Annotated in this window: 16 protein-coding genes; 8 read left to right on the forward strand and 8 right to left on the reverse strand. The window is 74.4% G+C overall.

Going from position 1 to position 18,829, the window contains the following annotated elements:
• Window positions 1–6 precede the first annotated feature (6 nt).
• The 4 genes from ACQPYD_RS01890 to ACQPYD_RS01905 all read left to right on the forward strand — a co-directional run bounded on the left by ACQPYD_RS01890 (window position 7) and on the right by ACQPYD_RS01905 (window position 4,312).
• Window positions 7–657: a hypothetical protein gene (locus tag ACQPYD_RS01890; RefSeq protein WP_433699503.1), complete on the forward strand. Its 651-nt coding sequence runs from the start codon at window positions 7–9 to the stop codon at window positions 655–657.
• A 68-nt stretch (window positions 658–725) separates the two neighbouring features.
• Window positions 726–2,090 carry a hypothetical protein gene (locus ACQPYD_RS01895; RefSeq protein WP_433699504.1) on the forward strand — a complete coding sequence of 455 codons (1,365 nt, stop codon included), beginning with the start codon at window positions 726–728 and terminating at the stop codon, window positions 2,088–2,090.
• A gap of 22 nt (window positions 2,091–2,112) precedes the next feature.
• Window positions 2,113–3,729, forward strand: coding sequence for a hypothetical protein (locus ACQPYD_RS01900; protein WP_433699505.1), 1,617 nt, complete (start codon window positions 2,113–2,115; stop codon window positions 3,727–3,729).
• A gap of 88 nt (window positions 3,730–3,817) precedes the next feature.
• Complete coding sequence (locus tag ACQPYD_RS01905; protein ID WP_433699506.1) at window positions 3,818–4,312, forward strand: DUF4913 domain-containing protein; 495 nt, start codon at window positions 3,818–3,820, stop codon at window positions 4,310–4,312.
• Window positions 4,313–4,458: 146 nt separating this feature from the next.
• On the opposite strand, the gene ACQPYD_RS01910 is transcribed toward ACQPYD_RS01905, so the two are convergent.
• From ACQPYD_RS01910 to ACQPYD_RS01935, 6 genes are all read right to left on the reverse strand, one after another.
• Window positions 4,459–4,884 carry a hypothetical protein gene (locus ACQPYD_RS01910; RefSeq protein ID WP_433699507.1) on the reverse strand — a complete coding sequence of 142 codons (426 nt, stop codon included), beginning with the start codon at window positions 4,882–4,884 and terminating at the stop codon, window positions 4,459–4,461.
• 9 nt (window positions 4,885–4,893) lie between these two features.
• Entirely contained in the window at window positions 4,894–5,739 is an 846-nt protein-coding gene (locus tag ACQPYD_RS01915; RefSeq protein WP_433699508.1) for a hypothetical protein, read from the reverse strand.
• A 15-nt stretch (window positions 5,740–5,754) separates the two neighbouring features.
• Window positions 5,755–6,177, reverse strand: coding sequence for a hypothetical protein (locus ACQPYD_RS01920; RefSeq protein ID WP_433699509.1), 423 nt, complete (start codon window positions 6,175–6,177; stop codon window positions 5,755–5,757).
• A 42-nt stretch (window positions 6,178–6,219) separates the two neighbouring features.
• Entirely contained in the window at window positions 6,220–6,744 is a 525-nt protein-coding gene (locus ACQPYD_RS01925; protein ID WP_433699510.1) for a hypothetical protein, read from the reverse strand.
• Window positions 6,745–7,199: 455 nt separating this feature from the next.
• Window positions 7,200–9,599 carry a protein kinase domain-containing protein gene (locus ACQPYD_RS01930; RefSeq protein WP_433699511.1) on the reverse strand — a complete coding sequence of 800 codons (2,400 nt, stop codon included), beginning with the start codon at window positions 9,597–9,599 and terminating at the stop codon, window positions 7,200–7,202.
• Between the two features lie 264 nt (window positions 9,600–9,863).
• Complete coding sequence (locus ACQPYD_RS01935) at window positions 9,864–10,055, reverse strand: hypothetical protein (protein WP_433699512.1); 192 nt, start codon at window positions 10,053–10,055, stop codon at window positions 9,864–9,866.
• A gap of 353 nt (window positions 10,056–10,408) precedes the next feature.
• Between ACQPYD_RS01935 and ACQPYD_RS01940 the strand changes: the two genes are divergently transcribed.
• Both ACQPYD_RS01940 and ACQPYD_RS01945 read left to right on the forward strand, forming a co-directional pair.
• A complete protein-coding gene (locus tag ACQPYD_RS01940; protein ID WP_433699513.1) occupies window positions 10,409–12,040 on the forward strand; it encodes a serine/threonine-protein kinase in 1,632 nt (543 codons plus the stop codon).
• Window positions 12,041–12,069: 29 nt separating this feature from the next.
• Window positions 12,070–12,468: a spore-associated protein A gene (locus tag ACQPYD_RS01945; RefSeq protein ID WP_433699514.1), complete on the forward strand. Its 399-nt coding sequence runs from the start codon at window positions 12,070–12,072 to the stop codon at window positions 12,466–12,468.
• Between the two features lie 52 nt (window positions 12,469–12,520).
• Here ACQPYD_RS01945 and ACQPYD_RS01950 read toward each other — a convergent pair whose 3' ends face one another.
• The gene (locus tag ACQPYD_RS01950) at window positions 12,521–13,342 is read right to left on the reverse strand and encodes a DUF4184 family protein (protein WP_433699515.1); all 822 of its coding nucleotides are present in this window, start codon (window positions 13,340–13,342) and stop codon (window positions 12,521–12,523) included.
• 182 nt (window positions 13,343–13,524) lie between these two features.
• Window positions 13,525–14,355 carry a transporter substrate-binding domain-containing protein gene (locus ACQPYD_RS01955; RefSeq protein ID WP_433699516.1) on the reverse strand — a complete coding sequence of 277 codons (831 nt, stop codon included), beginning with the start codon at window positions 14,353–14,355 and terminating at the stop codon, window positions 13,525–13,527.
• Window positions 14,356–14,670: 315 nt separating this feature from the next.
• Here ACQPYD_RS01955 and ACQPYD_RS01960 point away from each other — a divergent pair, with 315 nt between their 5' ends.
• The gene (locus tag ACQPYD_RS01960) at window positions 14,671–16,596 is read left to right on the forward strand and encodes a methylmalonyl-CoA mutase family protein (protein ID WP_433699517.1); all 1,926 of its coding nucleotides are present in this window, start codon (window positions 14,671–14,673) and stop codon (window positions 16,594–16,596) included.
• Window positions 16,593–18,818, forward strand: a complete 2,226-nt coding sequence (scpA, locus tag ACQPYD_RS01965) for a methylmalonyl-CoA mutase (RefSeq protein ID WP_433699518.1) — start codon at window positions 16,593–16,595, stop codon at window positions 18,816–18,818. The genes ACQPYD_RS01960 and scpA overlap by 4 nt, the downstream gene beginning before the upstream one ends.
• The last annotated feature ends 11 nt before the right edge of the window (window positions 18,819–18,829 follow it).

The following is an 18,829-nucleotide window of genomic DNA, read 5'->3' on the forward strand; positions in this document are numbered from 1 at the left end:
AGGACCATGGCGGAGACCAGTCGCAGGACGAGGGTGCTGAACACGCTGTTGCCGCACTCCCTCACCCCCCTCCAGCGGGACATCGCGAACCGGCTGGACGAGATCGACGCCCACCGGGAGAGGGCGAGGCAGAGGTGCGCCGAGGTCTGCGCCGCCGCCGTGGAGTACCAGAAGGCCAGGGGGACGAGCGGCGGGGCCGTCGCGGGGGCCGCCCGGGACCTGAGCGGCCGGGTGATCGCGGAGGTCGAGAAGGCGCACACCTACTTCTCGCTCGACCTCTCCAGGAACCGGAGCAGGATCACCGACCTCGAACTCGGGTGGCGGACCGGCCGTCGGGGAGCCGCGGCCGACCTCCACTCCGCCCTCCGGACGGACAGGGACCGGGGGGAGAGGGCGCTCACGGGGTTCCTCACCCTCCTCGACCAGAAGGAGGGGCTCGTGCGCCCGGCCCCCGCTCGGGAGAAGGGGGACCCCCTCGTGCCCCCTGCCGTGTCCGTCCCGGGAGCCCGCGCGGCGGACGCCTCCGCGCCGCTTCCCCGGACCGAGCTGCACGACCGGTCCGGGAGGGCGCCCCGGGCCGCCGACAGGACCACCGTCCGGCCCGCGGCACGACGACGGGGCCCGGCGGAACGGCGCGGGAGGGGGACGGGTGCCTGAGAGCACACCCTCCGCCGCGCGCACCGGAACCCTCGACCCAGCAGCACCGACCGGCAAGGAGCGGGACCATGGCCTCCCCGACAGCCACCGCTGAACCGCCCCCTCCCCGGGTGGGGAACGAGCCCGCCGCCAGGCAGCACACCGCCCACGACCGGCGGAACATGTCGGTCGGCGCCCCGGACGCGCCCCAGAGCGCGAGCGGGGCCGGCGACGTGGCGTCGGAGACCCAGGCCGCGCTCTCCTCCGTCACGAGGTTCGCCGCGTGGGTCCTGGACTACCTGGCGCGGATTTTCCTGGCGCTCCTCCAGGCGGTACTGGGCCTCGCGATGCTGGTGCTCCGCCCGGTGGCGAGGCTCGCCGCGGCCTTCGTCCGGTGGCGCGTCCGCAGGGGCCGCATCCCGATCCGGATACGGATCAGGTCGCGCCTGCGGCAGGCCGGGCGTGCCCGTGCCGGAGCGGACGCGCGTCTCAGGGAGGCCGTCGGCCGCGCTGACGCGCATGTGGCGAGTGCGCGGTCACGCGGCGAGGGCATGGTGCGGTCGGCAGGGCAGACGGGTCTGCTGATGGTCCACAGGGCGTTGTCCCAGGCCAAGGAGGACGTGGCGGCCGCCCGGGAGAGGCGGGGCGCACGGATCGCGGATGTTCGGCAGCGGGCGGACCGTCTGGTGGCGCAGGCGCGGCGCACCGGTGGGACGAACGTCCGCCGGGCGACGTGGCAGAGGGACAAGCTGATCAGGGATGCCGCGGGCAAGGGACCCGCGGCTGTCGGGGACGCGAGGGCGCGGGGAGAGGCGCTCGTCCGGAAGGCCGAGGACCAGCGCACGCGACGAGTGCAGCGGGCGAGGGACCTGGGCAACCGGGCGGTCGCCGCCGCGGTGGGCAAGGGGGACGCGGAAGTCCGGGCGGCGATCCAGGCCGGCGGGGCGCGAGTCATCGGCGCGGCACGGCTGAGCGCCGTTCTGGTGCGGGCGGCCGAACAGCGACGGGACCGAGAGGTGCGGGCCGCCGTGGACCGTCGGGATCGTGCCGTCGACGCCGCGGAGTCGGCGCATGCCGCCTACACCTCGGGGATCGACGCCCGTGTGAAGGAACTCCGGAGCCTCGCCGGGGACAAGAAGGTGCCGAAGGCGGACGCGAAGCAGATCCTGCGCTGGGACCGGGCGAAGGCGTCCGGTCAGCGGAAGCAGTTCGAGAAGGAGATGACGGCGGCCGACCCCGGGAATCCGAATCTGCGGACCACCGGGGCGAGACCCGCCCGGGGTGTCCGGTGGGGGCGCGCCGCGCCTCCCGCCGCCGGACCGCAGACCACGGGGGTCGGTCCGGGCGCCCCGGCCCTCGGGCGGGTGAGGGCCGGACAGGCCCGCCCCGCCGCCGCGCCCCACCACGTCCGGAGAGGGCGCACGGCCGGGCGGAACGGCAGGGCGACCCCGTGACCGGACCCGACAGGAGGACCGCATGAGCCCGAAGCGGCCGAAGGGCCAGATCAGCGGGAAGAAGGCCGACGAGCTGCGCCGCAACCGCGCGCGGCTCGCCGAACTCCTCGCGTCCTCGGGCGCGGGGTCGGGCGGCGGCGGTGACGCGGACATCCGCGAGGCCCTGTTCCTCGCCGCGATCGGCTCCTCCGTCGGCCCCGGCGGGATCAGCAACTCGGGGGCCCTCGCCAGGGGCTCCCTGTACCACTCCCTGAGGAAGCGGAGCAGGCAGAGCAGGGGGGAGCAGTTCTTCGCGGAGGAGCACGTCGGGTACTCGCCCGAGGTCGCGATGGGCGGTCTCGGCCTCGTCCGCCGGGCCGACGCCCGACTGGTCGCCGACGTCCTGGGCGCCGACGTCCAGCGGGTCCGCGAGGTCCAGCGGAACACGTCGCTCCAGGACGTCGACGCGGTGCTGCGCGCCGACTACCGCACCGGGCGGATCGAGCAGGCCCTGCGGGTCGGCATGCGGGGCCGGGGGCCGGACCCGGACACGCCCCCGGAGCACCTGTGGCGGCGCGGGCTCGACGAGACCCTGGACACGGGCAGGATGAACCCCCGTGAGCTCGCGCTGCACTGGCTGAGCGCGGCGAACTCCAACGAGCCCGGGGCGCGGGAGGCGCAGGAGAGGTTCTTCGCCGAGCTGGCCGAGAAGCACCCGCAGCTCGCGGAGTCCATGGAACGGCACATGCTGCGGGACCCGAACAACACGGGCAGCACCGCGTCCTCCCGGATCGACGCCAACTCCGTCATGGCGGGCGCCTCGCCGCAGGCCGACGGGCGCCCGCTGGAGACCATGGAGGAGTACTGGGCCAAGGCGGTCCCCTGGTTCAAGGACAACCGGGCCGACCTGAACAAGCTCCGCGACGACGCCGAGTCGCTGTCCGCGGCCGTCCTCGACGGCAGGGTCCCGGTCACCGTCCTGGCCGACGTGCGCGCCAACGCCGCCGCCAACAAGAGCCTCCCCGGGTTCGGCGAGGACCACGACAGGAACCTGGCGAAGGCGCAGGCACGCGTGTCCGGGGGTGCGGCGGACGCCTTCCCGCCGGGGGACGCCCTGCTCGACACGCTCGACCGGGCCCGCGGCTACCCGGTGAACAGCCTGCCGGACCGGGCCGGCTCCGTTGCCGCGGGCAACGCCGTCAAGGCGGACCTGCGCGCGCACGACGCCACCAGGGCCCTGAGCCCGGCCCTGGTCCTGGGGGACTCCCGTCTCCCCGTCACCGGCGCGCAGGCGGGCAGTGCCCTGGCCGCCAACGGGGGCGCCGTCCTGCGCCCCGACGGGGTACGCGCCCTCGGGGCGCGGGACGGGGAGGGGGTCGCGCCGGACCGAGGTTCCGGGGCACGCGGCTCCGGGGCGAGCGCGGCCGAGCAGCGCGAGCGCCGGGAGAAGCGCACCGCGATCGCCCGGACCCGTGCACAGGCCGCGCTCTACAGGCGGGGCGAGGCGGCCCGTGCCGCCACCGGCGACTCACCGCGCGGGCTCCCCGCGCAACGCGCCCAGCGGGAACGCGCGGCCGGGAGACTGACCGCCGTGCACGAGGGGCAGCGCAGGCGCCGCTCCGCCACCACCGCGCACACCAGGACCGCCCGCGCGAGGTGACCCGTGGAGCGGCCCGGCCGCCTCCGCGACCCCGAACGGCCCCACGGGCCCCGACACGACCACGAACGCGAAGAAGGACGACCCGACCATGAGCACCGAACCCCACGACCACGCAGCGGACCTCAGGGAGGAGGAGTCCCGGGAGGCCCCGGCCGTCGGTGGGGGCCTCACCGCCGAGGCCCCGGACGTCACCTCGGCCGTCGCAGGGGTCGACGGCGGAGAGGGGGACGACGGCGAGCCCGCGCCGGAACCGGTGTTCAAGAACGTCGAGGAGTTCGTGCGGCTGCGCTTCCTGCCGGTCTACGTCCGCCCCGAGGGCGGCCAGTTCCGCTGGTGCAAGGAGTGGTGGCGGCACGCCGAGGCGGTGTCGCGCTTCCAGGCGCTGTGGCACGCCTGGGAGGTGCTGCGGTGGGAGGCCGGCACCGGGATGGCGGTCTGGTACCGGGACCACCTCGACTTCCAGATGGGCATCCTCCTCGGGGACAACGGGCCGTTCCGCGAGTGCACCTCGCGCCGCCACCAGGACCCGCGCCCCCTTCCCGCCGACCCGTCCCCCGAGGGCTGGTTCGAGGACGAGTGGTGACCGCCGCCCGAACACGGTGACGTGGCGGGGAGGGGACCCGCCCGCACCCGCGGCGGGTCCCCTCCGCCCTGCCGGGGCCCTCTCCGGGCGGCCCCGGACGCCTGCAGCCCCGCCCGGCCTGTGCGCACACGCCGGGTACGACTCCGTCAGAGGACCATGGAGACCCCGAGGACCGGGCTGACCACCATCAGTGCCGCGCCGATGACGACGAGGACTACATCGGCCACGCGCGCGAAGGACCTCAACCGCTCCTTGCGCGGAAGCTCCGCCCGGACGGCCTCGGCCGCGCGTTCGGCTTCGGCGCGCCCGGAGGAGAACGCCGCGTCGATCCGCTTCCGCTCCTCGGCTGCGGCCGCCTCCCCTCCCCGGTCCGGACGCCGCTCCTCCCACGCGTCCAACAGGGCGTCCACGCGTTCCAGCCCGGCCAGTTCCGTACGGGACCGCTCGTGCTCCGCGGCGAGGGCGGTGTTCATGCGCGGTGCGTCGAGCTGGTGCTCCATGACCCTGCGCAGGGACGTCGAGAAGACGAACGCCCCGGCGAAGAAGCAGAGAACGAGAACCATCGTTGTCACCCAACCTGTCTAGGAGCCCGTGGCCCGGCCGGGCGAGGGGGGCTGTGGGCGGTTGCCGGGCGCGGGCGCGGTACGGGGCGCGGGAGCCTGGCCCGACCTGTTCTGGAGCGCGGTGGAGATGCCCCGTCCGGGACCGAGTTCGGCCAGGAAGAGGGGAGGCAGGGCGCTCGTGCTGTCGGGGTTCGCGAAACCGTGTTCCGTCCTGGCCTTGGCGACCTTGCCGGGGCGGATCTCCAGGCCTTCCCGCAGAGCGTCCTCGACGAAGGAATTGAGGTGGTTCCCCTCCTTGACGAGCCTTTCGAGCGTGGCCAGCTCCACGCCGGACAGGGGGTTGTCCGGTTTCACCTCGTACTGTTCCACCACGAGCCCGGAGGCGGCCTTCTTCCGCAGTTCCCGGGTGGCCTCGGTGGTGTCCTCCCCCGCGGCGGCCAGCGCGGCGCGCTCGCCGATGGCTGTGGCGATCAGTCCGCTGTCGGCGTCGGCCGCGGTCCCCTTGTCGGTGAGGACGTAACCGATCGTGAGGGCCCCCGATTTCTCCATGAGATCGGCCAGGGGGAGGAATTCGTCCCGCTTGCGCGACGTCTCGTTCGCGTGGAGGTTGGCGCTGTTGACATTGATGGCCTGGTTGTCGAGGATTTCGACCCGCTTGTCGCGCTGGATCTCTGGTTCCCGCTGCAGGTCATCGATTTCTGCCAGTTTCTTCGTCTTCTCCGTCGCGCTCATCTTGGCCTTGAGGTGGTTGCCCCTCTGTTTGACCCGCGCACTCTTGATGGCGTCTCTGATCTGTGTCGAGATTCCCCACATGAGACCGCTGAAAGCGACCGTGAGGATGGAGGCGACCAAAATGGGTACCATGCGTGTTCCTCGCTGCTACCAGTTGAAGACGGCGGACAGGGCGATCAGGAGCACCAGGGCGGGCCATATCAGCATGCCGGCCTGGAAGCCGGGCCGTGAGGGGGCCGGGCGGTCCCTGACGAGCGCGGCCCGGGCCCTGGCCTCCCCGAGCCGTGCGTCCCGTTCCCGCGGGGCGGTCGGCCGGTCTCCGGGCGCCCCTCCGGGGACGGGACCGTCGCCGGGGGGGCCGCCGTCCCCGGCGAAGAGGCGGTGGGACCTCTCGCGGAGGAGGGACCGGTACTCCAGCAGAGCCCTCCGGTCGTCGGATGAATCCGGTTCCGGCTGGGTGCGGTCGGACAGGTACACCCCGGTCGCGGTCAGGAAGAGGTGGATCAGGCCTTGGGCGATCAGGATGAGAACCGCGACACCGGCGACGGCCAGTACCCGCTCATCGATCATGGGAAGAACCTTTTCTTCGGGATTGCGGTGGTCACGACATTCCTAGAGGGAGGGGCCCGAGCTCCTGTTCGGGGGGCGGTTTCTTCGTTCGCTGCGCACCACGACCAAGCCGGACGGGTGGGCCCTCGTCTGCCCGGCCGACGGTGTCGCGGCGCCTTCCGGGGTGCTCGTGGACTCCTTGTCGCCGTCCACCCCCAGGGCCTTCAGGACCAGTCGCGAGTCCTTGAGCAGTCCGTCATACCTTTTCGAGGTCCCGTCGAGGAAGGTGGCGAGGCTCTTGGCCCTGTCGCCGTGGACCCCCATCTGGCGGGTCTCCTCCTGGGTCGACCGCAGGCCGTCCCTGAGGTCGGCGATCCGGATGTCGAGCGCGTTCAGTTCCTCCCTGGACGCGATGTTCAGATCGCCGATCTTCTCCTTCGTCGACGGGAAGTTCTGATTCTCCTCGCCCGGAAGCGGTCCGCTCTGGAGCAGTCGGTCGCTCTTCGTGTTGTTGATGTTGAGGCGTGACCGAATGGAATAGCTGAGCGTGAGCCCCATTCCTGCAATGACCCCGTAGGACCAGATCATGAGTTGGAGGAATATCGGGAGGAGGCTCATAAAAGATCCGGTGGGCACGAAAGGATCTCCGCTCTTTATCCTTGGTCTGGGCTTCTGTGGCTCATGGGGACCAAGCGTAGGGTTTCCCAGGTGGGCTCGTTGTGTGACTTGCATCACAGTCGAGTGAATTCCGAAATTCCGGGGGCCGGGCGGTCGGCGGCGGATGCGGTAGGTGTCGCCCTGTGTGCGGAACGTCGGCGGGGGCCTCGCCGACTCGCCGTTCCGTGACACGGGCGCCAGGATTTCACGCCGGAATCAGGAGCGGAATGCTTCTGTTTCTGCGGCCGACGGGCGGGGAAGGGAACCGGTGGCTCCGTTGAATATGAACGGATGAGTTTCCGACTCACCTATGGACAATGGTGTCGGCGCTCCGTGCCCGGCCCCCGCGGAACGGACCGCCTCCGCAGGCGGGGCCCGGGGAGGGGTCAGCCGCCCGCCGCGCCCCGGTCGGTGCAGACCTCCTCCGAGGGGGCCATGACGTCCGTCGACCGGACGGCGACGACCCGGAAGCAGTACTCGACCTCGGGGTTGAGGCCGCTGACGTCGACGGTGGAGGCCCCGGCCGGGACGTTCGCCATCGACGTGGTGCGGGCCCCGACGGGACCGCCGACCACGAAGTGCGGGGTGGAGCCGCCGGTGTTGTCCGTCCAGGACAGCGAGACGCCCACGAGGTCGTCGGCGACCGCCACCCCCGTCGGGGCGATGGCCGCCGGGTCCGCCTCCTCCGCGGACCCGTTCCCGCCCGCAGTGCCTCCGGGAACCTCCGGAGCGGCTCCTCCGCCCTCGGCCGGAGCAGGCGCCTCCGCGGCGGGGGCGCCGGAGTCGCGGCCGGTGACCAGGAGCGCGCCGACGGCCACGACCGTGACCAGGACGAGGCCGACCAGGACGGGGAGGAGCACCGCCGTGCGGTGGCGCTCCGCATGAGGGGCCGGGGCCCACGCCGCGGTGTCCGCGGGCGCGTGCCGCTCGTCGGTCCAGGCGGAGCCCGCGTCGGCGGTCCGCGGTGGCGTCAGGGGAGCGCTCGGGGCGCTCCACGCCCGGTCCGGGGGCGCGGACCGGTTGGTCAGCGGCTCCGCCCCGCGTGTGATGGCCTCGAAGGAGAAGGGGGAGGGGGCGGCCCTCTCCGCCGACGGCGGACGGCTCCCGGGGAGTGCGGCCCCGGTTCCCGCAGGGGCGTCCCCGACGCGTCCGGGGCCGAGGACCGGAGTGGGAGCGGACAGGGCGGACGAGTCGGGGTGAGAGGACGCCGGGTCCCCGTTCCCCGTGTCCGAGGGTGGTTCGGCGCGGTCGGGAACCGGTGGGGAGGAGGTACGGGACGGGGGTTCGGTCGTGGAGGACGCGATCGGCGCCGGGGGGTCGGCCGGGACCGCCTCGGGCGTCCCGGAACCGTCCGGGAGCCCGTCGTCCGGGTCGGCCGCCGCAGCCGGCCCGCCGGCCTTCCCCGGTCCGGGCGCCGTGTCCGGGGGCGCCGCGTGCCTCTCGGACGGGCTGTACTTCGTGAGGGGTGCGTCCGTCCCGGACCCGCTGTCCGCCGACGGCGGTTCCCCGGCGTCGTCCGGGGCGTCGCCGTCCCCGTGACCGCCCCGGTCGTCGTCGACCTCGTACCAGGCGCCGTCCTCGTCATCGTCGTCGTACCAGGCGCCGTCGGTGTACCCGTCGTCGTCCGGGCCGTGGGCGGTGTCCCCGCCGGGTCCGGCGGCCTCCTCCGGCCCGGGCTCCTCCGTCTTCGGCCCGGGCTCCTCCGAACCGGTCTCCTCCGAACCGGTCCCTTCCGGCTCCGGCCCTTCCGCCTCGGGCCCGGCCTCCTCCGAACCGGTCTCTTCCGGCTCAGGTTCGGTTTCTTCCGCCTCCGGCCCGGCGCCGTCCGCGGCGGTCGCGGTGTCCGCCCCGTCCGGGACCGGCGCCGCCGGAACGGCCGGGACCCCGGCCGCCGACGCCTCGGGCCCGTCCTCCGCGGACCCCGCGGCGGCGGCCCGGTCCCGGTCCGCGTCAGGAACGTCCTGCGCGGCCGGACCCGACTCCAGAGCGCGGCCGAACTCCGCGGCGGTCGGCGTCCGCCGCCCGGGTTCGGCGGCCAGCGCCCGGAGGAGGACGGCGCGCAGCCGGTCCGGGACGTCCTCGCGGTCCATCTCCGGCGGCGTGCCCGACAGCAGCCGGGAGCGGTACTCCCGCGGACCGGCCCCTTCCTGCCCCGGACCGGCGAACGGGGCGTGCCCGGCCAGGAGGGTCCAGAGGGTCGAGGCCAGCCGGTACACGTCCGACGCGGGGGTGGGGAGGGAGCCGGCGACCTCCTCGGGAGGGGCGTGGTCCAGGGTCGCCCGCGTGTAGTACACGGGAGGGAACGGGTGGTCCAGGGGCAGGGTCGAGCCGAAGTCCGTCAGGGTCGGCCCGGACGCCCCGCGGAGGATGTTGGCCGGGGTCACCGCGTGGTGGAGCAGGCCGAGCCCGTGCATGCCCTCCAGCGCCCGCGCCACGGTCCTGCCGACGGTGAGGACCTCGTCCACCGCGAGCGGCCCGTCCTCGGCCAGGGCCCGGGCGTAGTCGCCCTCACCGCGGTACTCCGTCACGGCGAAGGCACGGCCCGCCTCGGTGACTCCCGAGGACAGGAGCGGCTGGACACCGGGCACGGGGGTGAGCCGGTCCCAGAGCCCGGCCTCGTCGGGCCCGGCCGTGCCGGGACCCCGCCCCAGCAGTTTGACGACCACCGGGGCACGGTCGGACTCGCGTTCGGCGCGGTAGAGGAGCGCGCTCCTGCCGCAGTACAGCGTCGTCAGGTCGCGCATGCCCGGGAACGGCGGCGGTTCGCGGCGGGTGGTCCTTCTCATGGCGTCCCTCCTGGTGGAGCCCGTGGCCTCCGGTCTCCACCCCGGCGTCACGGGGACCTGGGGAGGGGTGGCACGGCGGAACACCACCGGCCCATCCGACGGGAGCAGGGGGAGGGGGCGGGACGGGGGCGAGGACGCGCCCTGTGAGCCCCGGTGGTGCGTTGGCGAGCCTAGTGCATGGCCTGTTCACCCGGAAGCGGGTGTGCGCGAGCCGGGGCGGGGCGTCTCCCCACCGGGCCCGCGCCGTTCAGGCCCGCCGGGCGTTCATGCGCTCTTCCCCTTCTTGCGGGACAGCCTGCCGGGCTTCTGGCTCCTGCTCGCCCTCGCCCCGCTGCTGCCCAGGTCGCTCTGGCCGACGGACTTCACGGAGCGTTTGAGGTGCGCGGCCAGGGAGGTGGGCGCGTTCTGCTCCTGGATTCTCTTCAGCTCGTCCTTGATCTCTTTGCGTGTGGCCATGCCGGGATTCTCCTGTTGCGAAGTCGTCGATGTGCCTCAGGCGCTCAACGGAGCAGGGAGAGCAGGCGGTTCTGCGACCGGTCCGGGAGACGGTACCGGCCTTCGAGATGGGCGGGATGCTAACACGGCGTCAGGACAGGCCGAAAGGGCGTCGTGCGACGTACGGGCTCGGGACCGCCCCGTGCCCGACCGCCCGGCCGGACCCGGTCACAGGGCTCCCCCGCAGGTGGAAGCGCCCTGCCGTGCCGCCGCTCCGGACGCGGCGCTAAGATGCCTTGTCCGGTTGATTCTCCGACGCTCCCTGTCTCCGAGGCGTCGATCCCGGCCCCACGCACCCTCACCTGTGAGCCACCATGTCTCCCGCACGCCCCTCCGCGTCGCTTCCCGCGACGGCCACGAACCTACTGCCCCAGGACCCCGCCGCGGTCGGTCCCTACACGCCGCTCAAGAGGCTGGGCGCCGGGGGCATGGGCGTGGTGTACGCGGCCCGCGCCGACGACGGCGAGCTCGTCGCGGTCAAGGTCGTCCACCCCGAGTACGCGGCGGACCCGGAGTTCCGGGACCGCTTCGCCCGCGAGGTGGAGATGCTCTCGCGGGTCGGCGGCGCCTGCGCGGTCCCCCTGCTCGCCGCCGACACCCGCGGGGAGCAGCCGTGGCTGGCCACGCCGCTCATCCGCGGCCTCACCCTCTCCGCGTACCTGAAGGAGAACGGGGGGCCGCTGCCGGAGGGCCTCCAGTACGGCCTGGCCGTCGGCATCGCCGAGGCGCTCGCGCAGATCCACGCCTCCGGGGTGGTGCACCGCGACCTCAAGCCCGCCAACATCATCCTGTCCCCTGAGGGGCCGAGGGTCCTGGACTTCGGCATCGCCCGGGCCCTGGACCAGACGGCGCTCACCCGCACCGGTTCACTGCTGGGGTCGGCTGGCTGGATCAGCCCGGCCCACTACCGGGGCGAGCCGATCAGCACCGCGGACGACATCTTCGCCTGGGGCGCCCTGGTGGCCTACGCGGCGACCGGCCGTCCTCCGTTCGGCGGAGGCGACCCGGCGGCCGTCGCGCACCGGGTGCTGAGCGGGGAACCCGACATGGAGGGCTTCTCCGGGCCGCTCGCGGACCTGGCCCGGCGGGCCCTGTCCAAGGACGCCGGGCGCAGGCCCGGCGCCCTGGCTCTCGTGACCGGGGTGATGGCGGCGGCGAACCTGGGCGGAACCCCGGTCACCCGGCCGCAGGGGGCGGGCGACGCCGTGGCCACCACGCTCCACGCGGGCTGGCACGGCGTGCGCATGCCGCAGGAGCGCGAGGTCGCGGTTCCCCGCAGGACCTCCCGGGGACGGCGTTCCGGGGCGTGGTCCGTGCTCGCCGTCGCCGCGGCCCTGTTCCTGCTCGCGGGGGCGGCCGTCGGAGGCGCCGCCGTGGCGGGCAACTGGGACTCGCTGCCCGTCGCCGCCTGGTTCGAGGGCGGTGCGGCGGAGGCGACCGGGAGCGATGACGGACCCTCCGGGGGCGAGCGCCGCTCCGGCTCGGCGGTCCGGGAGGACGAGGAGGACCCGTCGCCCTCCGAGAGCCCCGCCGCGGGGGCTTCGGACGACGCGGGGGGCGCCGGTGAGGACGACTCCGGCGGCGGGGGAGAGACCGCCACCGCGACCGCCGTGGTCGGGGCCGGGGTCGGCGCGAGCGGCTCACAGCCTTCCGGGGACCACGTCGTGGCCTTCCAGCCCTCCGGCGGCTCCGCCCGGTACGCGCTCCTCGACGGTGCGACCGTGCTGTGCGCGTGGAGCTTCTGCCAGGACGTCGCCGGGGCGGTCGGCGACGGCGAGGCCGGGACCGTGTCCTCCAGCCCGGCGGCGCTCGCCGGCTACGTGAACCAGGGCAGCCGCACGATCCGGGCCGAGGTCACCTACACGACCGCCGGCGACGGCACCGTCACCATCACCCGCCTGGTGGAGCAGCACCGCGCCGGCGGCTCCGGCACGCCGCCGTGGTAGCCGGGCGGACCGCAACCGTGAGGAGAGACATGTCGATGACCCCGGTCCGCAGGGCCGCCGCCGCGCTGGGTCTGGCGCTGGCGGCGACCGCCCTCACCGCGGCCCCCGCCTCGGCCGCGTACGGCGGCCAGTGCGGGAGCGGTTACACGGAGGTGAATCAGACCTCCGTCAGCGGGGGGACCGTCCACCTCACGTACAACAACTCCAACGGCCGCAACTGCGTCGTGGTCGCGCGGTCGAGCCCCGGCTCCGCGATGAACATGGACGCCGCCCTCAAGCGCAGCGACTCCGCTTCGTGGCAGACCGACCCGGGGAACTTCACGGAGTACGCCGGCCCGGTCTACCTGGACGCGGCCGGCCAGTGCGTGGACTGGGGCGGCGTGATCGGCGGGGAGTGGGTCGTCCGCACCGGCACCAACTGCGGCTGACCCCGGCGCGGCGGCCCCCGAACGGGCTCCCGCGCGAGGGGCGGTTCCCGTGTCAGGGGCCTCCCGCCCGTGCCGCCGGGACGAACCGCCCCCACCACGCGGCCGTCCACGCGGTGAGACCGAGCGAGGTGCCCGTGACCGCGCCGACGAGCAGGCAGCGCACCAGGTCGTAGCCGCTCGCCGCCGCCCGCTCGGACAGGCCGTTCAGCACGGCGCCCGCCACCGCGCACACGGCGACGGCGGCGAGCGCGGCGGTGCGCACCCGCGGTGCGGGGAGGCCGCGCGTGCGGTCCGTGCCGGGGCCGCACGCTCCGGGGGAGGCCTGTGGGGCCGCGGCCGGGGAGGGGTCGGAGGGGGAGGCGTCCCCCTGCCCGGGTCGGCCGCGCCTCCGCCACGCCCACCACGCCAGGACCGCCAGGCCCAGGGCGGAACTGGCGTACATGAGCACGTTGTAGAGCAGGTGCGGACCCACGACCTGTGCGCTCAGCAGCGGCCAGGCCCGGACGAGGGCGCCCCCGGTCTGCGTGAAGGCGTCCCAGGCCATGTGGGTGGCCGCGCCCACGGCGAGGGCGGCCGCGGCGAGTGCCGCCGCGTGCACCGGCCGCCCCGCCCCGGTTCCGCCGGACCCCGGTGCCCGGCCCGCCAGGGCGTGCAGAGGGGGGCGGAGGGCATACGTGTACACCGCCAGCACGGCGCCGCCGAGCAGGACGTCCAGCCACAGCCCGCCGGGCGTGTGCGTGGTCGTCGCGGAGAGGGGCAGCGGCAGGTAGTAGGGCAGGTCGGGCACGACCGATCCGACCACCAGCGCGGCCGGGGGAAGCCGGGTGCGCGCCAGGGGCAGCACGGCCGCGACGTGGCTGAGGGTGAAGGGCACGGCGGCAGGCTACCGGGCTCCCGCACGGGCTCCGGGGCAGGGGGACCGGTCCTCCGGAGGGGCGGCCGAGCGGGTGCTCCCCGGTGTTCCGGCGCCCCTGGGGCCGGGCGCGGTCGCGCTGACCGGCGCCAGGGGTCCGCGGCCGAGCCGCGCCCGAGCCTCGGCGGCCCCGGCCGCCGGGGTCAGAGCTCCACGTCCTCGCCGAACCACGGTTCGACGATCCCGTCCCAGGTGCCGTCGTTGAGGGCGATGTTCAGCCACTGGTCGACGTAGTGCTTCAGGACCTCGTCGCCGAGAGGCAGCATGAAGGCCTTCTCGAAGTAGTCGAAGGGCTCGTCCGGGTGGACCGCGCACAGTTCCTCGTGCTCGTTGGCCGCCCAGAGCGTCTCGGACGCGTCGGTGGTCATGACGTCGGCGTTGCCCGCGATGATCTCCTCGAAGACGGTGTTGTTGTCGTGGCGGATGAGCTCCCCCTCGGGGTAGTGCTCCTCGGCGAAGACCTCGTTGGTCCCCCCGCTGGGCATGATCGAGCGGACGCCCGGCTGGTTGATCTGCTCGATCGTCCGGTAGTCGTCGACGTTCTCGCACAGGGTGATGGGCGTCTTGCCGTCCTCCATGAGCGCCGCGGAGAAGTACACCTGCCGGGCGCGCCCGGTGCTGACCGAGATGCCGCCCGCGGCGATGTCGCAGGAGCTGAGGAAGTCGCCCATCAGGTCGTCCCAGCTGGTCCGGACCCACTCGACCTCCACGCCCATGTCGTCCGCGAGGTCGCGTGCCATGTCGACGTCGATCCCGGTGAACTCGTCCGTCGCGGGGTCGAGGTAGGTGAAGGGCCGGTAGTCGCCGGTGGTGCACACGCGCAGCGTGCCGCTCTCCAGGATCTCGTCGAGCCGGCTCCCGGAGACCTGTTCCCCGTCGGAGGCGTTCCCGGCGCCGCCGGTGTCGGCGGCGGAGCATCCCGTGGCGAGTGCGACGGCCGCGAGGGCGGTGAGGGCGGTGGCGCGGGTCTTCACTGGGTCTCCTCCGTGTTCCGTCCCGCGGACCGCCGGGGGCCGGCCGCGCGGGACGCCGTGTGACCCGCGTCATATTACCGACGGCGGTCTCCTCCCGGCCGCCCGCCCGCGGGGCCCGCGCCGGGCAACCGGACCTCCCCGACGGGGGACGCCGACGCCGGCCCGGGGGGCAGGGTCGCGTTCCGCCGCGGGGCCGGGCGCCTCCTCGCCCGCCACCCGGGCGGACGCGGGCGCAGCACCCGGCCGCCGCGCGGACACGCCCGGCACGGGCCCCCGGAGCCCCGCGACCGAACGCGGTTCTCTACCATCCGGTGTATGGACGTCCCTGAGAGCGGGGCCGCCGGAACCGGCGCCCCGAACCTGGCCGAAGGGTTTCCCGACGCCACCCCACAAAGGTGGCGGGAACTCGTCGCGGGGGTGCTGCGCAAGAGCGGTGTCCCCGAGGAGAAGCTCGCCGACGCACCCGAGTCGGCGCTGGCCACGCACACCTACGACGGGTTCGACATCGAGCCCCTCTACACCTCGGAGCCCCCGGCCGCGGACCCGGGCTTCCCGGGACTGCCCCCGTTCACCCGCGGCTACCGGCCCGGCGGGAGCGTGCCCGACGGCTGGGACATCCGCGCCCGCCACACCGACGCGGACCCGGCCGTCCTCCGCCGCCGGCTGCACGCCGACCTCATGAACGGCGTCGGCTCGCTGTGGATCGCCGTCGGCGGCGCGGGCCTGCCGCCCTCGGCGCTCGGGGAGGCCCTCGCCGACGTCCACCTCGACCTCGCGCCCGTCGTCCTGGACCCCGGCGCCGACCACGCCGACGCCGCATCGGCGCTGCTCGGCGCGCACGCGGACGCGGGGGTGCCCGACGGCCGGATCGTCTCCCACCTCGGCATCGACCCCCTGACCGTGGCGGCGCGCTCGGGCGAGCGGCCCGACGTCATGGACCCGGCCCGCCTCGCCGCCGAACTCTCCCGGGAACGCCCCGGCCTGGGCCTGTTCGTCGCGGACGGCACCCTCGTCCACAACGCGGGCGGCTCGGACGCGCAGGAGCTGGGGTTCGCGATCGCCGCGGGCACCGCCTACCTGCGGGCCCTGCACGCGGCCGGGCTGGACGTCGCCGAGGCGGCCTCCCGGATCGGCTTCCGCCTGGCCGCGAACGCCGACCAGTTCAGCGTCATCGCCAAGCTGAGGGCGGTCCGCGGCATGTGGAACCAGGTGCTCGCCGCCAGCGGGGTGCCCGCCGGCCGGCGCTCCATGAGCCTGCACGCCGCCACGTCCGAGGCGATGATGACCCGCCGCGACGCGCACGTGAACATGCTGCGCACCACCGTGGCGTGTTTCGCGGCCGGCGTCGGCGGCGCGGACGCGGTCACCGTCGCCCCGTTCGACTCGGCCGTGGGCCTGCCGGACGACTTCGCCCGCCGCATCGCCCGCAACACCCAGTCGCTCCTGATCGAGGAGTCGCACCTGGCGCGGGTGATCGACCCGGCCGGGGGCTCGTTCTACGTGGAGGCCCTGACCGGGGACCTGTACCGGACGGGCTGGGAGTTCTTCCAGGAGCTCGAGGCGGCGGGCGGCGCGGCCGAGGCCGTCGCGGACGGCTCGCTGCGCGAGCGCGTCGACCAGGTGTGGGAGCGCCGCCGCCGCGACCTCGCGCACCGGAGGTCGCCGCTGACAGGGGTCAGCGAGTACCCCGACCCGGCCGAGAAGCGCCTGGTCCGCGAGCCCGACCCGGCCGCGGTGACCGGGGCCTGGTTCCCGGTCCGCCGGTACGCCGCGGACTTCGAGGCGCTGCGGGACCGCGGCGACGCGCGGGAGGCGAGGACGGGGACGCGTCCGACGGCGTTCCTGGCCACGCTCGGGCCCGTCGCGGCGCACACGGCCCGCGCGTCGTTCACCGCGAACCTCCTCGCCGCGGGCGGCGTGGGGGTGCGCGAACCCGGGCCGCTGGCCGACGCCCACGCCGCCGCCGGGGCGTTCGCCGCCTCCGGGTGCAGGGTCGCGGTGATCTGCTCCTCGGACAGGGTGTACGACGAGCACGCCGAGGCGGTCGCGCGGGCGCTGAAGGGCGCCGGGGCCCGCAGGGTGCTGCTCGCGGGACCGCCGCGCGACGCCTACCGCGAGGCCGGGGTGGACGCCTTCGCCCACCGGGGCTGCGACGCGGTCGCCCTGCTCACGGACCTGGTCGACGTCCTGGCCACCGAGCCGCCCGCTCCACCCACGAAAGCCCAGGGGGCGCACGCATGATCCCCGACTTCTCCGCCGTCGCCCCGGAACCGTCCGGCGCCGTCCCCGCCGCTCCCGCCGACTGGCGGGCGGCCGTCGAGTCCGCCACCGGCAAGGCCGCGGACGCCCTGGAGTGGGAGACCCCCGAGGGCATCGCCGTCAAACCCCTGTACACCCCCGCGGACCGCGCGGGCCTGGAGTTCGTGGACGGGCTCCCCGGCATCCCGCCGTACCTGCGCGGCCCGTATCCGACCATGTACGTCAACCAGCCCTGGACCATCCGCCAGTACGCCGGTTTCTCCACCGCCCAGGAGTCCAACGCCTTCTACCGGCGCAACCTCGCCGCCGGGCAGAAGGGGCTCTCCGTCGCCTTCGACCTGGCCACCCACCGCGGCTACGACTCCGACCACCCCCGGGTGGCGGGCGACGTCGGCATGGCGGGCGTGGCCATCGACTCCATCTACGACATGCGCCAGCTGTTCGACGGCATCCCGCTGGACCGGATGAGCGTGTCCATGACGATGAACGGGGCGGTGCTGCCCGTCCTCGCGCTGTACATCGTCGCCGCGGAGGAGCAGGGCGTCCCCCCGGAGAAGCTGTCGGGGACCATCCAGAACGACATCCTCAAGGAGTTCATGGTCCGCAACACCTACATCTACCCGCCGCAGCCCTCGATGCGGATCATCTCCGACATCTTCGCGTTCACGTCGCAGCGGATGCCGCGCTTCAACTCCATCTCCATCTCCGGCTACCACATGCAGGAGGCCGGAGCCACGGCCGACCTGGAGCTGGCGTACACCCTCGCGGACGGCGTGGAGTACATCCGCGCGGGTCGGCGCTCCGGGCTGGACGTGGACGCCTTCGCCCCGCGCCTCTCGTTCTTCTGGGCGATCGGCATGAACTTCTTCATGGAGGTCGCCAAGCTCCGCGCCGCGCGCCTGCTGTGGGCGCGCCTGGTCAGGGACCTCGGCGCGACCGGGGACAAGTCGCTGAGCCTGCGCACCCACTCCCAGACCTCGGGCTGGTCGCTCACCGCCCAGGACGTGTTCAACAACGTGGCCCGCACGTGCGTGGAGGCGATGGCCGCCACCCAGGGGCACACCCAGTCGCTGCACACCAACGCCCTGGACGAGGCCCTGGCCCTGCCCACGGACTTCTCCGCGCGCATCGCCCGCAACACCCAGCTGCTGCTCCAGCAGGAGTCCGGGACCACGCGGGTCGTGGACCCGTGGGGCGGCAGCTACTACGTCGAACGCCTCACCCAGGAGCTGGCGGCGAAGGCGTGGGCGCACATCCGCGAGGTGGAGGGCGCGGGCGGCATGGCCGCCGCGATCGACGCCGGACTGCCCAAGATGCGCATCGAGGAGGCCGCCGCACGCACCCAGGCGCGCATCGACTCGGGCCGCCAGCCCGTGATCGGCGTCAACAAGTACCGCCCCGACACGGCCGACGAGATCGACGTCCTCAAGGTCGACAACTCCAGCGTCCGCGCCCAGCAGCTGGACAAGCTGCGCCGCCTGCGCGAGGAGCGGGACGAGGACGGGGTGCGCCGCGCCCTGGCCGCCCTCACGGAGGCGGCGGGACGCGAGTCCAGGGCGGACGAGTCCCTGACGAACAACCTCCTGGCCGCGGCCGTGGACGCGGCACGCGCCAAGGCCACCGTCGGCGAGATCTCCGACGCCATGGAGAAGGTCTTCGACCGCCACTCGGGGCAGATCCGTACGATTCAGGGTGTGTACAGGAACGAGGCCGCCGGGAGCGCGGACGCGGCCGGGCTCATGGAGCGCGTGAGCCGGAGGGTGGACGGGTTCACGGAGGCGGAGGGCCGCCGCCCCCGGATCCTGGTCGCCAAGATGGGGCAGGACGGCCACGACCGCGGCCAGAAGGTCATCGCGACCGCGTTCGCCGACCTGGGCTTCGACGTGGACGTCGGTCCGCTGTTCCAAACCCCGGCCGAGGTCGCCGCCCAGGCCGCGGAGGCCGACGTGCACGTGGTCGGCGTGTCCTCGCTGGCGGCGGGGCACCTCACCCTGGTGCCGGCCCTGCGCGAGGAGCTGGCCGCCCTGGAGCGGGAGGACATCATGATCGTGGTCGGCGGGGTCGTCCCCCCGCAGGACTTCGAGGCCCTGCGCGAGGCGGGCGCGGCGGCGATCTTCCCCCCGGGGACGGTCGTCGCGGAGGCCGCGGTCGACCTGCTCGACCAGTTGGAGGAGCGGCTGGGGGGCCGCGGGGAGGGGCCGTAGCGGGCCGTCGG

This window comes from Nocardiopsis sp. CA-288880 (assembly GCF_050955985.1).
In the GTDB taxonomy this organism is placed as follows: domain Bacteria; phylum Actinomycetota; class Actinomycetes; order Streptosporangiales; family Streptosporangiaceae; genus Nocardiopsis; species Nocardiopsis tropica.

What these genes read in the sequence shown, in the direction of transcription:
- ACQPYD_RS01890 (WP_433699503.1), top strand. Translation starts at nt 7, where the DNA reads ATGGCGGAGACCAGTCGCAGGACGAGGGTGCTGAACACGCTGTTGCCG.
- ACQPYD_RS01895 (WP_433699504.1), top strand. Translation starts at nt 726, where the DNA reads ATGGCCTCCCCGACAGCCACCGCTGAACCGCCCCCTCCCCGGGTGGGG.
- ACQPYD_RS01900 (WP_433699505.1), top strand. Translation starts at nt 2,113, where the DNA reads ATGAGCCCGAAGCGGCCGAAGGGCCAGATCAGCGGGAAGAAGGCCGAC.
- ACQPYD_RS01905 (WP_433699506.1), top strand. Translation starts at nt 3,818, where the DNA reads ATGAGCACCGAACCCCACGACCACGCAGCGGACCTCAGGGAGGAGGAG.
- ACQPYD_RS01915 (WP_433699508.1), bottom strand. Translation starts at nt 5,739, where the DNA reads ATGGTACCCATTTTGGTCGCCTCCATCCTCACGGTCGCTTTCAGCGGT.
- ACQPYD_RS01920 (WP_433699509.1), bottom strand. Translation starts at nt 6,177, where the DNA reads ATGATCGATGAGCGGGTACTGGCCGTCGCCGGTGTCGCGGTTCTCATC.
- ACQPYD_RS01925 (WP_433699510.1), bottom strand. Translation starts at nt 6,744, where the DNA reads ATGATCTGGTCCTACGGGGTCATTGCAGGAATGGGGCTCACGCTCAGC.
- ACQPYD_RS01930 (WP_433699511.1), bottom strand. Translation starts at nt 9,599, where the DNA reads ATGAGAAGGACCACCCGCCGCGAACCGCCGCCGTTCCCGGGCATGCGC.
- ACQPYD_RS01935 (WP_433699512.1), bottom strand. Translation starts at nt 10,055, where the DNA reads ATGGCCACACGCAAAGAGATCAAGGACGAGCTGAAGAGAATCCAGGAG.
- ACQPYD_RS01940 (WP_433699513.1), top strand. Translation starts at nt 10,409, where the DNA reads ATGTCTCCCGCACGCCCCTCCGCGTCGCTTCCCGCGACGGCCACGAAC.
- ACQPYD_RS01945 (WP_433699514.1), top strand. Translation starts at nt 12,070, where the DNA reads ATGTCGATGACCCCGGTCCGCAGGGCCGCCGCCGCGCTGGGTCTGGCG.
- ACQPYD_RS01960 (WP_433699517.1), top strand. Translation starts at nt 14,671, where the DNA reads ATGGACGTCCCTGAGAGCGGGGCCGCCGGAACCGGCGCCCCGAACCTG.
- scpA (WP_433699518.1), top strand. Translation starts at nt 16,593, where the DNA reads ATGATCCCCGACTTCTCCGCCGTCGCCCCGGAACCGTCCGGCGCCGTC.